We start from the raw sequence: 12,035 nt of genomic DNA, 5'->3' as shown, positions 1-12,035 counted from the left end.
TCTGGCGCGAACGAGCGCGCCCATTAGCGTAGATAGGGCGCCGCGCTAAACCGGTTGCCGGTCTTTTGCCTAATCCGCCGGGCGTTTGTCGGCGAGCGCGCGCCTGCATTCGTCGAGCACGCGCAGAACGAGTTCCGACTGATAGTTCAGATCGTCGCTATCCAGGATTTCTTCGACCGCGTCGCGGGCCCAGTCGGCATCGACCAGTTCTGAATGCCGTTGCGCGAGATCTGCCGCGATCGCCGACAATTTGGCAATGGCGAGCCATTCCGCTTGCCGTTGATGCCTGTCGAGCCATTTATGAGCGGCTTGTACGTGAAAGGCCGCGGTGGGCCAGGAACCGTTCAGGTAATACGCGCCGAGGCTCCCGCACGTGAGCCAGCAGAGCAATTCCACGCGGTCGTTAGGGCCGAGACTGTGGCGTACGTCGTTCATGGCATTGCTCACCAAGATGATTGATGTTTTCCGGAAGTTTTGATTCCGACAGGAAAACGATATCACGCCACAGTGCAATGCGGAATCAGCCATTTGGGCGGTACGTGTGAGGCCCCGCAAAAGGCTGTGCTGCTGATGAGAGGCTGCGGTCGACACATGTTCCGATGTTACGTAACGACATGCGGTGTTGCGCAGGCCCTAATGATGCATGACGAGGTGCGCAGGCGCTCCCTGACGAAACTCTGGAGTGGCCATCGCCGCGGTGATCTCGCCAAACGATGACTGGAGCAGGTCGATTTTCTGGCGCAGATCATTCAGCCTGACGGCCGCCATGGTGGCCAGTTCGCGGACGTTGCGCAGCAGCTTTTCGCATAGCGCCGAGTACTGTGCCGCGACGATATCGAGCAGCGCGTGCGATGGCGCGCCGGGGACATCGACGACTGCTTCCTGGGATTGGGCAATCCGCATGCGCTCGGTTGCCTGCGCGAAAACCTCTACAGGAGCGATAGCCGTGGTGATGGATGCGTCCACTTCGTCGAGCGCGGCGCGGAGGTCGAGCGCGCTTTCTTCCATGGACACGGTCAGTCCGTGCACCTTTTTTGCCGTCATCCAGCCGCGCTCCACAAGCGTTTCACTGGCGCTGACGAGCGCGGCAGTAATCGCCGATACCGCCACCCGTTCTGTTTCGACACGATCCTTGAGCTCCGTGCACTCGGCAAGCACTTCGCTGAAGGCTGTCATTTGTAATTCGATCACTTGGATGGTTGGCATGTGGCAATCAAAAATAGGGCGGCGGAAAATCGAAAATAACGCACGAACTATGCCAATTGACGGGCGGAGTGCAGATTAAAAAAATGCCTTGTTTATATTGCTTTAGGCCGACTGTCTTAAATGGCGAATTGCGATTGTCAGTCTGAGGCACCGTGTGAATAACTGTAAAGTAAAGCTGTTACCCCAAGGCAAAATTTGTATAAATTTGACAATTTTTCAATATGCCGGGTTAAACCATAGAAACTGAAATTATCAGCGGTCTAGTTTCGTTGAGGCTATGCAAGCTATTGAATGTAGAGTGATTTATCGTAAATGCTCAATCCTCGACTTGGCAATAACGCCGATAGCGTTTTGTTTGCGATTTGTAGGGTTTTCGATGTCGAACGCGCCCCGGAATTCCCTGCCTGCCGCTTTTGAACATGCGCAAATTCCCTGCTGCCAGTGCCCCGACCGAACTTTGGTGGTTTGCTGAAATCGCTTCGTCTCACTCGTGTTGACACGTTGCGCCACAGGCCGTCACACGTTTCTTCACACCTTTAAAATTCTGGGTTATCTGAGATTGAGGCGATTTCGAAACTGTGTCTCAAAAGTGTTCGGTCTAGACGTGTTTAATAGTTAGACAAAAATAAGACTTTGAGTAGGTAATTAGGGACTAGCGGTTTGATGAATTCGACTCGCGCCACCGATTCTCAAGTTTGGAACTGGGCTGTGGACATCTGGTGAAGTGCGGCGGGAATGAAATAATTTTTCAAACGGCATCACCGTGTCGCGCGAGACCACCCGTAACTGTTTCCTGTGAGTATGAGGCCGCAGCCTGAGGGCAGGCCGTTATCTCTCTCGCGTTATTTGCGCTTGCGCTGCGTGCGGATCGCAAGCACACGGCAATTTTCCGAACGCCCACGCGAAACAAGACAATTTGCGAAATGAACCTTGCTGAGGTTTAATTTGTGTTGCCGCTGGCTTTTATCGCGGCACTTAAAGGAGCAAGACATCTTTCATACACACCTTCCCCGGATAACGCCTTGACGCCGCGGCTGCGAAGCATCTGGCGTCTCGCCTTGTTGTTCGTCCGTGAGAGCCGGATGACGGACGCCGGCAAGTCCGAGCCGATCCACCGAGTCATGCGCTCGTTCACGGCCGGCATGCGCGCTCATGGCGCCACGAGTCTTTCCCAGCGCGCGCCATTGCTGCAAAACCTCTCAGGCGTGTTGAGCATGGCATCGGGCGTGCTCGAGCAGCATCCGGCATTGTCGGAAACGGCGGTGCGGGTTGCGCTGGCGGAACTCGATACGCTCAAGACGCCGTTGAAAGGCGCGGCATTGCGGCAGGCACTTGTTACAGCGTTGCCGCCCGGGCGTGCCGCTGCCTTGATCGAGGTGGAAGACGAACCCGAGCGCTGCGGAATTGCCGAGCAGACGCATCGCGCTTCGGTGCGGTTGAATGAAACGAGCCTGGGCACCGCGGGATTGCCCGTCAGCGCCCGGCTCACGCTGATTCGTGCCGATACCCGCAAGGAGCTCGCGCAGGATCTCGACGTGGCGGGCGCGGCGGCGCGCCTGGCCGAACGCTTTTCCCGCGAGGTGCGCGCGCAGAACGTCGGCGCGCTGATTGCACGTCTGGGCGATACCGTCAATGCAATGCTCGACCTTCGCCAACGCGCCGCCGATCAAAGTTTCCTGCGCTACCGGCTGCACGAGGTGAACAACGACGTCCGTGTCGTCGTGCCCGAAGTGCTCTGGGATTTATGCAGCGATACCGCGCTTGTTACCCGATCAGTGCGTAGTGTGCCGCTATCGGACGTCGCTGCGTTGCGCGCTCACGGCATCGAACCGGTCGATCTGATCGCAACGTGGATCGAGGCGTTCTTCGAGATCGCGCTGGGCGAGGGCGTCTATCACGCCGGTCTTGAAGCGGCGGGGGCGGCGGTCAGCATCGAGCCGGATACGTTCGGCCGGCTGGTGCTCGATGGCGACTCGCCGCTCACTTTTTTCGCGGCCCATGAACGCAGTTTCCTGGTCACCGGATCAGATGCGCTTTTGCGAGGCGACCACAAGGCGGCGGCGCGCGAACACATGCGCCACGGCACGCCCGGCAAGCACGATGGGCACGAAACCCAGCAGACGGTGCGGGTCGAGGCGACGTACCGGCGGGAGGCAGAGCGTTTTGCCGGCGACGCACACCGCCACCGCACCGTCTCCGATCTGTTCACGGCGCTCGGCAAGGGTCCCCTGGAACATGCTTTCGCCGACGCCCATACGGGCATTGCATCGCGGGCGGCATTACTGGCGCGCTCGGCCCAGAGCATCGAGGAGATGGCGCAGCGGATTGCGCCGGATATCGATGTCTGGAAGATTGCCCGTCGCGTGATCGTGCGTCTGGCGCTTGATCAGTTCAGCTCGCACGGGGTCATGGCGCAGGTTGTGAAGGAAGCGGTGCACTGGCCGCACGCATTGCCTCGCGTGCCGAATCTGCTTTCCGACTGGGTGGCGCGGCAGAACCGGCGTGGCGTCAGGGCGCGTTCGGATCCGATCCGGTAGGCAGCATCCTCGTCGCCGGGGAACGGGTGTTGCTGCCTTTGGTTCTGTACCCATCCAAAAAGGAGCAGATCATGAGCGCAACAACGAAGGCGGAACCCGGCGAACCCGATAACCGCGACCTGAAACAAAACCCGAAGCAAACTGCCGAAGTGCCGCTTGGCAGCGGTGACTCGCCCGAGCCGAGCGGAACGGGCGGTTTTGGCTCGCACAGCTCTGAGCCGGAAGGGGTATCGAAAGGGACGTCGAGGAAATCGAGCCTGCCTTCCACTGATCGCGTGGACGGCAAACCCGAAAAGTAAACCGCGGCGGCCGCTCTCAGGGCATGCCACCAAGCGAGGGCGAGATGATGCTTCCAGGCGGAAGGTCGTCCGCTTTTTCCTCATTCGCGGCGCGGGATGAAACCGGCGCGTGATTGGCGCTGCATGTATCGACGGATTCCTGGCCGATACAACGCAAGAAAGCGTCCGCGACAGTGCTATCCGAAAATGTGTAGACAGTTGTCTCAACCAGCACTTCGGTGTCCGACAGCCGGTTTGCAGTAATGGTCATGATGTTCCTCCGAAAGTTTTTACCTTCGGGAATTCAGCATCAACCGCGCCCGGCCTGCGCCTATGGAAAAAATGGGCGAAAAAAAACCGGCCATGCCTCGAGGCGCGGCCGGATTCCTCAACACAGCTCAAATTACCGCTGCCGCGCCCAGATCGCGCCGAGTACGAAACCGATCGCACCGGCGACCAGCACGCCGTTGATCGGCTGTGAAATGACCGCTTCGCGGACGTTATCGAGCGTCTCGCCGTAATTGCGCTGAATCGTGCCGAGCGCTTGCCGCGCCTTGCCTTCAGCTTGCGTCGATGTATCGCCAGTAAGTCCGCCTACCGCATCCTGAACCTTGCCAACGACGGTTTGCGCCGCGCCTTCTACCTGATCCTGCACCATGGTGCCTCCCGTTCTAGTGAAGCGGTTTATCGAAGAATCCGGCGTACCGGAAAACTCTTTTGAGCAGGGTTCGTGCCCAGGCACGGTGAAGCGGCTCAGGCCGGACCGATCAGGCGCGTCACGATTGCAATCAGCGAGTCAATGGACAGCGGCTTGCGATGAAACTCCAGCTTTGGGTGTGTCACTTCCGGTGTGCGCGCAGCGGCGCTCGAGAGTACGACAGGGATCTGCGCCAGGGTGTCGTCGGCCGCGAGCGCGTGGCACAGCGCAAGGCCGTCCATGATCGGCATCATCCAGTCGGTCACGATCAGGTCGGGCGGATTCGCACGCACCGATTCCAGCGCCCGCAAGCCATTGGACGCAGTGCCGACCTCATAGCCTTCCATTTGCAGCACGAGCCGCCAGGTGGTGAGCAGGTCGAATTCATCGTCGACGACGAGGATCTTTTTCATGTCCGCGTGCCGGCGTCCTGTGCGGACAAGGTCGGCGGAATCGTGCCACGCGCTGATAAAAGCGTGGTCGTGCCGACGAACCCGTCGCTCAGGTGCAAGCCGTTTTCATCGATCAGAAAACGCCGGATCGAGGGATCGTGCGCCGCCTCGCGCTGCTTGACGATCGAGACGATCCGGTACAACGATGTGGTCGTCTCGACATAGCGCAACAGCACGATGTTCTCCGTCATCGCCGACGCCCGAATGGACCCACCGTGCGTCATGTCGCCGTAAAGCGGGAGCTCCTCGGTCAGCAGCGTGGTGACGCTTTCCTGACGCAAACGGTGTGTAAGCGCGTTCAGGAACAGGCCAAAACGCTCGGTGCGGTTCGCGGAATCGTGGAAACCTTCAATGCCGTCGACCACGAGCCGCGACGCGCCTACCCGTCTCACTACGGACAGCAGCTCGGCCGCGAGTTCATCGATTGCGAGTTCCACGGCCGGACGCCATTCGATGATCAGGCGGCCATCGGCGACGGCCTCGGCAAGCTTGATCGACACCCCTTCCGCCTTCGCGATCAGGCGCTCCGGCGATTCATAGAAGCCGAAATAAACGCAGCGCTCGCCCCGGGCGGTGCCTGCTTCCAGAAATTTCAGCGATATCAGCGTCTTGCCGATTCCCGATGGCCCGATCAAGGTCGTGGTCGATCCCTTGACCACGCCGCCGCCGAGCATGGCATCAAAATCCGGCAGCCCGAACGCGAGCTTCGACTTCAGGTCGGGCGCGCTTTCGCGCAGTATTGAACGGGCTTCCAGGCGGGGGAATGTGACGAGGCCATCGGCGGTGATCTTGAAGGAGTGCCGTCCCAGCAGGTGATCGCGGGCGCGCAGTTTGTGCACTTCTATTTCACGTGTGCGCCGCATGCCGGTCGCGAACCGGTTCAGTTCAACGAGGCCATCGACAAGCGTGTGTTCCGGATGCGGCTCGTTGCCTGACAGAGGCGCAAGGATCAGCGTGGTGCAGCCTGCCGCCGATACAAACGCGCTCAATTCGTGGATGAACTGAGACAACTCGAGCTCGGTCGAGCTGAATTCACGCGCGCTGCGAAATCCATCGATAACCATGAAACGCGGCCGGTTCGTCTTGATGGTCGAGGCGATCAGCGCAAGAAAACCGCTGAGGCCGTCGCGCATCAACTCGTGATAACCGGAGACGAAGAACATCTTGTCCGAAATGGCGTCGGCGTCATAGAACGACAGTGCTTTCAGATGCGACAGCAGCTTGGAATGCGATTCGGCGATCAGCGTGATGTAGAGCACCGTGTCGCCCTCGGCCACGCGATGAAACCCGATCTGCGTCGACAGGATGGTCTTGCCCGCGCCTGCCATGCCTTCTATCAGATACAAGCCGCCCTTGAGCAAACCGCCGCCAAGTATGTCGTCGAGTCCCGGCACGCCGGTGGTGACGGTGTTCGGATCGGAAACGGGCGGGGTCGAGGGGATTGCTTGATCTGTCATGAATATCTCGGGTGGAGTAGCCCGGCAAGGATGGCGCGTAAAGCGGGATTATCGCCGAGAAGACCCACTATGTCGGCATTTGTGAACTTCTTTGAAATCATTTCGATGCGGCGACGCTGTGACCAAGCCTATCCGCACGTTCCGCGCCCGGGGGCGAGAGCCGCCGCAGCATCCCTGCAGCCAATGTCATGCGGGAGAAATTAAGAACTTGCTCATGGTCTTAAGAGCGGACGGATGGTCTCATCATGTTTTGCCGTATGCGTGTTGCGTCGATTCATGCGCACACGCGTTCGTTTCTCTGTTTCACGCCTGTTCGAGTCCGCAGTCCTTGGTCGTTCGCGCAGGCATCTGGCTGCGAGACCGCCCATGTTCCAGAATACCGCTTCGTCCCGTTTCGTCTTGATGGCCGCGAGCCTTTTCGCCCTCAGCGGTCTGGCGCACGCCGAATCCCGCATGGCCGCGACATCGGTCGATCCGGGCATTTACTCCGGCGCGCCGTTCGCATATCGGGCGGATCGAGCAATCATGTTGGCCGTACCCGACCAGCCCGCCGATAACCGCATCTTCTCGCCGGTCAGCAACATGGGCGACATGCATCCTCGTCAGCCCACTCCGGACCATCCCCGATTGCGTCACGATCTCTAAAGCGCAGTTTGAAACGCTGCAGGAAAATCCGCCGAAAGTTGTTAAAAGAATTGCTTGAGGAATCGCTCGAAAGCCTGGAGTGTTTCAGGTGACGAAGAAGATAGAGAAAGCGGGCTCACGCATTTTCCGCTTTACCTTTTCTATCTGCCATAATTCCGATGTTTTCGCATTCTTGATTGCGTTCAACCCGGAAATTCCATGGACTCCAACAAAACAACGAGAGGCGGGGCGCTGGTCTTGGCATGGTTCATCCTGTGCGGCGCGGCGTTCGCGGCGGGGCCTGCAGCGTCCGCGCAAAGCAGCGCCGCACAGGACGATCCCCTGGGCGGTTCGGGGACGCGGCGGAGCCTTCTGACCAACGGCGCCGCTGATGAGCCGCAGGCCACGGCGAACGGCAACATCGCGGAATTGCAGCAAATGATTCGCGACGGCAAGGTAAAGGAACTGCGCACGACGTATAACGGCAGTTATGGCGCAAGCATGTTGTTTTACCCGGACGAAATGACTTTCTACATTGCGTTGTTCCAGCAAAAGAAATTCTGGCGCGTCATCAAGACTCAAGCCGACGCACGGGCGGAAACGGTTTATGCGGACTTTGCGAAGAACAGCGCCGCGCTTGCCGATACAGAAATCCGCCGAACCAAACTCGAGGCGGAAAAGAACTTTGCGGATCGGCTGATCGCGGTTCAGCAACAGCGCGCGAACCGCTTGCAGGCTGACCTTGAAGTGGCGCGTGCACAGCAAAGCCAGGTGGTGGACCGCCAGGCGGAGCAGCAGGAGGCAATCCGGTCGCTGCGTGCGGAGCAGGATTCGGCGCAAGCGCAATTGCGCGCGTTGCAAACCAAGGTGCAGGACCTGCAACGTCAGTCCGACACCGACCTGATGCCGTTGCCGTTTCCAAAGTAACGTGCGTCTGACGGAGCGAACGTTGTAGAGCGTTCCGCCGCTGCCGGGTTCCGGCAGCATTCCAAGTTGTGAAAAAACGGCTGCCTTCGCAGCCGTTTTTTATTGCTGCAACAGTAATAGCCTGCCAAAACTTTTCTTAATATTTACATTTAAAGCTTGTTTCCAAAGTCGTCGCGCGCTGTTTCATTAATTAGGAATTATCCAGTAAGGAATGCTTGATTCCACGTGCTAACATTTCGCGCGATTTCGGATTCCAGATCATTTTAGGATTATCCGAATCGAAGGCTTGAGGCGAATAAGGTGGCTGTGGAAATCGGGTAATTGTCTGATGGCCCGACCAGTACGCGTTTGTCTCGATATCTCAGTCACATGTAATTTCGAAACGGTAAACAGGATGTCTAATAAATTAATCGCTGCAGGCTTGTTGTCAATCGGCGCCCTCGCTGGCTGCTCCAGTGCTTCGGGTCCCACGTTCAACGCAAATCAGATCCAGACCGCCAATGGCGCGCAGGTTTATCGCGTGGAATGCCATGGTTTGTTTGAAGGCGTCGCTGAGTGCGTGAAACAGGCGCAGAAGATTTGCGGCGACAAGCCCGCATACAAGCTGGAGACCATGGAACGCCTGCGCGCTCCCTCGGAAGATGCTCTGGACCCGCGCGTCCTGACGTTCCAGTGCGGCGCACCGGCTCAACCGGAAGTGGCCCCCGCACCGGCTCCGGCACCCGTGCCGCAAGCTGCGCCGGAAATGCCGCGTCAGATCGACCTGAGCGGCGACGCGAACTTCGCAACCGACAGCGCCACGCTGACGCCGCACGCTAAGAGCACGCTTGATGAGTTCGTTGCTGCTGGTCAGAACGTTCAGTTGCGTCAGGTCGAAGTATCGGGTTACACCGACTCCACAGGTTCGGCATCGCACAACCAGCGTCTGTCGCAGCGCCGTGCGGAATCGGTCATGCAATACCTGAAGAGCAACGGTCTGCGCTCGCAAAACTATTCGGCGCAAGGTTTCGGCGCGGCGAACCCAGTGGCGTCTAATTCGACGGCAGCGGGTCGCGCGAAGAACCGTCGCGTGGAAATTCGCGTCAGCACGCAGTAATCGCGGCGGGCGTTTCTACCAACGCCACGACGTAAAAACCCCGCAAGCGCGTAGCGCTTGCGGGGTTTTGTGCTTGGGGCGACGCTGCCGTATGTTTTGACCAGTTAGAACAACGTGAGTTGAGCGCGGCCGGGGCCGCCTTCGAGCGTCAGCAAATGTTGTTTGCGCTCCATGCCGCCCGCGTAGCCTGTCAGTTCGCCATCAGCGCCAATCACGCGATGACACGGCACGATGATCCCCACCGGATTGCGCCCGTTAGCCGCGCCCACCGCTCGCGATGCCCCCGGCGCATAGCCCATGCGGCGCGCGAGATCGCCGTAAGTCCACGAATTTCCGAACGGAATTTCCAGCAATGCCGCCCAGACGCGTTGCTGGAAGTCGGTTCCATTCAAGCGTAATTTGACGGAAAACGCGGTGCGTTCGCCAGCGAAGTACTCGGCGATCTGCTCCATCGCTTCAGCGATAACCCGCGACCGCGGCGCGCCGGTATCGATGAGACCTGCGGGAAAATGTTTCTGCCCGACGAAGAACAGACCGGTGAGATGTTCATCCTCAGCGCGATACGCCAGATGGCCCAGCGGACTCGGTGCAATGTGACATTCAATCAACAGTGTCTCCCATCGTTTATCAAGTCTGGATGCAGCTGGTTTGCAGCCTAGATAAACGGATTATCGGTCTTGCCGGCCGGTTTCACCGGCTCGGCGGCCAGTTTGACAGGCAGCGCGGCGTCGTTTTGCAGTGCATCGACGATTGCGTTAACGGCTTTCTGCAGCGCCAGCGCAGTCGCCAGCCCGGCCTTGTCGCGGGTGATCGTCAGATCGCCGGACACGGACAAGCGCGCAGGATCATTTGCGATCACGAGTGCGTCGCCGTCGATGTTGAGTGTGTCGGTATCGTTTGAGAATGGCTTAAACACCTTTCAGTCCTCCAATGCGTTGATCTTTCAGCGAGTCGGGAATGCCTGGAAACTGCAGCCCGCTCATGGCTTCCAGTTCGTGGACCGTCTTGACCGTGTATTCGTTCGTGGGCGTGTTGTCCACGACGACCGCGAACGCCAGCTTGCGTTGTGGCATGTACACCACCTTGTACAACTGGGTAGGCACCAGCACGCGCGACTCGCCGATGGTCTGCAACTGCCGTCCGGAAAAAATCGGTCCGGTCACGACATAGGCCTCGCCGGATTCTTCCACCAGCCGTCGCACCGCTTGCTCGATGCGCGACCAGATGCGCCGGTTGTTCGACGGGTTTTGCGGCACGACGTTCGCAAGCGAAAACGATTCGGCCATGCTTTTCTTGTCCCATCGGTCGCCGGCCGGGCTCATATGGCCGCGATCGTAACCGCTGCGCTTGTAGTCGGAGAGCGTGGCGCTGTCGCCGGGCGGCAATTGTTTATCGACGAAAAAGCGGTTCGTGCGCGCGTTGTCGCGAGCGTCGTCGATGTGTTGCGCCGTCAGATGTTCAGCCGACCACAAAGGCCCGTGTGTCACGCCGGAATGGAGGACCGCGAAATCGGAATAGCAAAGCTGCTGCGTCGATGCCCGCATCTTCGCGTTCACCACGATGGGCGCGCGGCCGTCCGGGCTGAACTGCAGGCAATCGGCCGCAAGCGCGGTCAGGGACAGCGTGCAGCCGAGCGCGGCCAGGAAAAGTGTGAAGCGTGTCTTGAACTGCGAGATGCGGATCTGCATGTGAAAGGCGGGATGGTCGTTTGTGCGAGGCGGCAGTATAAGCGCACGGTATGCGAAAAGCGTTCGTTAGCGATCAGCGCTCGCACACGATAAAATTCCCTCGCCGCGGCAGCGTGGCCCAAGCGCCCGAAAATGTCGGTCCTTCCTGTTTTTATCTGCGAGTTCTTGCGCCCATGACTGTGACCCGCCGCATGTTCTGCGCTGTTGTAGCTTCGGTTTCCTTGCTTGCATCGCCGGTGTTTGCCAACGCCGTGTCAACGGACGAGCCGGCATCTGCCACCGCGCCCGCCACCGATAACGACGGTCCCGTCTACGGTCCCGAATTGCAGGGCTTCGACTATCCGTATCCCGTCGGCCAGTTCGCAATTTCATCGCAAAGGCAGATCGTGCGCATGGCGTACATGGATGTGGCGTCGAAGAATCCAAATGGCCGGACCGTGGTCCTGCTTCACGGCAAGAACTTCTGCGCCGCGACGTGGAAAGAGAGCATCGATGTGCTGACGAACGCGGGTTATCGCGTGATTGCGCCGGATCAGATCGGTTTTTGCAAATCGACCAAACCCACGCGTTACCAGTACACGTTCCAGCAACTCGCCCGCAACACGCACGCGCTGCTCGAGGCGCTCGGCGTGAAGAAGGCGACGCTCGTGGCGCATTCCACCGGCGGCATGATCGCCGTCCGATACGCGCTCATGTACCCGCAGGAGACCGAGCAACTCGTGCTCGTGAACCCGATCGGCCTTGAAGACTGGAAGGCGAAGGGCGTGCCGTCGATTTCCATCGACGACTGGTATACGCGCGAGCTGAAGACCACCGCCGACGGCATTCGCAAGTACGAGCAGTCCACCTATTACGCGGGCCACTGGGACGCGCGCTACGAGCCGTGGGTACAAATGCTGGCGGGAATGTACCGCGGGCCGGGCAAGGATCTGGTGGCGTGGAACTCGGCGCTGCTCTACGACATGATCTATACCCAGCCGGTGGTGTATGAATTTGGCCAGATCCGGACGCCGACCTTGCTGCTGATTGGCGACAAGGACACGACGGCGATCGGCAAGGATCTCGCACCTGCG

15 protein-coding genes are annotated in these 12,035 nt (G+C 59.2%); 6 read left to right on the top strand and 9 right to left on the bottom strand.

The genetic code is table 11. From position 1 onward, the window contains the following. Nucleotides 1–69 precede the first annotated feature (69 nt). Entirely contained in the window at nucleotides 70–435 is a 366-nt protein-coding gene (locus ACFFAR_RS12880) for a hypothetical protein (protein WP_062172294.1), read from the bottom strand. A 198-nt stretch (nucleotides 436–633) separates the two neighbouring features. Next, the gene (locus ACFFAR_RS12875) at nucleotides 634–1,176 is read right to left on the bottom strand and encodes a hypothetical protein (RefSeq protein WP_174364776.1); all 543 of its coding nucleotides are present in this window, start codon (nucleotides 1,174–1,176) and stop codon (nucleotides 634–636) included. A 1,052-nt stretch (nucleotides 1,177–2,228) separates the two neighbouring features. Between ACFFAR_RS12875 and ACFFAR_RS12870 the strand changes: the two genes are divergently transcribed. Together ACFFAR_RS12870 and ACFFAR_RS12865 are read left to right on the top strand one after the other, a co-directional pair. Next, nucleotides 2,229–3,743, top strand: coding sequence for an AarF/UbiB family protein (locus tag ACFFAR_RS12870; RefSeq protein ID WP_174364777.1), 1,515 nt, complete (start codon nucleotides 2,229–2,231; stop codon nucleotides 3,741–3,743). Nucleotides 3,744–3,814: 71 nt separating this feature from the next. Then, nucleotides 3,815–4,042, top strand: coding sequence for a hypothetical protein (locus tag ACFFAR_RS12865; protein ID WP_174364778.1), 228 nt, complete (start codon nucleotides 3,815–3,817; stop codon nucleotides 4,040–4,042). Between the two features lie 16 nt (nucleotides 4,043–4,058). Here ACFFAR_RS12865 and ACFFAR_RS12860 read toward each other — a convergent pair whose 3' ends face one another. The 4 genes from ACFFAR_RS12860 to ACFFAR_RS12845 form a co-directional block, all read right to left on the bottom strand. After that, on the bottom strand, nucleotides 4,059–4,292 hold the full coding sequence (locus ACFFAR_RS12860) for a hypothetical protein (RefSeq protein WP_062172298.1): 234 nt from the start codon (nucleotides 4,290–4,292) through the stop codon (nucleotides 4,059–4,061). A 132-nt stretch (nucleotides 4,293–4,424) separates the two neighbouring features. Beyond that, nucleotides 4,425–4,679: a CsbD family protein gene (locus ACFFAR_RS12855; RefSeq protein ID WP_062172299.1), complete on the bottom strand. Its 255-nt coding sequence runs from the start codon at nucleotides 4,677–4,679 to the stop codon at nucleotides 4,425–4,427. A 95-nt stretch (nucleotides 4,680–4,774) separates the two neighbouring features. Beyond that, a complete protein-coding gene (locus tag ACFFAR_RS12850; RefSeq protein WP_062172300.1) occupies nucleotides 4,775–5,131 on the bottom strand; it encodes a response regulator in 357 nt (118 codons plus the stop codon). Then, nucleotides 5,128–6,627 carry an RAD55 family ATPase gene (locus ACFFAR_RS12845; protein WP_375507962.1) on the bottom strand — a complete coding sequence of 500 codons (1,500 nt, stop codon included), beginning with the start codon at nucleotides 6,625–6,627 and terminating at the stop codon, nucleotides 5,128–5,130. The genes ACFFAR_RS12850 and ACFFAR_RS12845 overlap by 4 nt, the downstream gene beginning before the upstream one ends. A gap of 366 nt (nucleotides 6,628–6,993) precedes the next feature. On the opposite strand from ACFFAR_RS12845, the gene ACFFAR_RS12840 reads away from it, so the two are divergent. The 3 genes from ACFFAR_RS12840 (at nucleotide 6,994) to ACFFAR_RS12830 (ending at nucleotide 9,274) form a co-directional block, all read left to right on the top strand. Then, entirely contained in the window at nucleotides 6,994–7,272 is a 279-nt protein-coding gene (locus ACFFAR_RS12840) for a hypothetical protein (RefSeq protein ID WP_174362827.1), read from the top strand. 198 nt (nucleotides 7,273–7,470) lie between these two features. Next, entirely contained in the window at nucleotides 7,471–8,178 is a 708-nt protein-coding gene (locus ACFFAR_RS12835) for a DUF2968 domain-containing protein (protein WP_174362828.1), read from the top strand. A 394-nt stretch (nucleotides 8,179–8,572) separates the two neighbouring features. Continuing rightward, on the top strand, nucleotides 8,573–9,274 hold the full coding sequence (locus ACFFAR_RS12830; protein ID WP_062002536.1) for an OmpA family protein: 702 nt from the start codon (nucleotides 8,573–8,575) through the stop codon (nucleotides 9,272–9,274). Nucleotides 9,275–9,378: 104 nt separating this feature from the next. On the opposite strand, the gene ACFFAR_RS12825 is transcribed toward ACFFAR_RS12830, so the two are convergent. Genes ACFFAR_RS12825 through ACFFAR_RS12815 form a run of 3 tightly spaced genes read right to left on the bottom strand, consistent with a single transcriptional unit; the run spans nucleotide 9,379 to nucleotide 10,962 of the window. Next, entirely contained in the window at nucleotides 9,379–9,882 is a 504-nt protein-coding gene (locus tag ACFFAR_RS12825; protein ID WP_062002537.1) for a methylated-DNA--[protein]-cysteine S-methyltransferase, read from the bottom strand. Between the two features lie 47 nt (nucleotides 9,883–9,929). After that, on the bottom strand, nucleotides 9,930–10,190 hold the full coding sequence (locus tag ACFFAR_RS12820; protein WP_062002538.1) for a hypothetical protein: 261 nt from the start codon (nucleotides 10,188–10,190) through the stop codon (nucleotides 9,930–9,932). After that, nucleotides 10,183–10,962 carry a DNA/RNA non-specific endonuclease gene (locus ACFFAR_RS12815; protein ID WP_174362829.1) on the bottom strand — a complete coding sequence of 260 codons (780 nt, stop codon included), beginning with the start codon at nucleotides 10,960–10,962 and terminating at the stop codon, nucleotides 10,183–10,185. Before ACFFAR_RS12815 ends, ACFFAR_RS12820 begins: the two co-directional genes overlap by 8 nt. 173 nt (nucleotides 10,963–11,135) lie before the next feature. Between ACFFAR_RS12815 and ACFFAR_RS12810 the strand changes: the two genes are divergently transcribed. Next, on the top strand, nucleotides 11,136–12,035 hold a 900-nt coding region (locus tag ACFFAR_RS12810), incomplete at its 3' end, for an alpha/beta fold hydrolase (RefSeq protein ID WP_375507961.1).

Origin of the sequence: uncultured Caballeronia sp. (assembly GCF_964243625.1) — a bacterium.
Classification (GTDB): Bacteria; Pseudomonadota; Gammaproteobacteria; order Burkholderiales; family Burkholderiaceae; genus Caballeronia.
The sequence above is the reverse complement of the archived record's forward strand: the minus strand, read 5'-3'. Positions and strand labels throughout refer to the sequence as shown.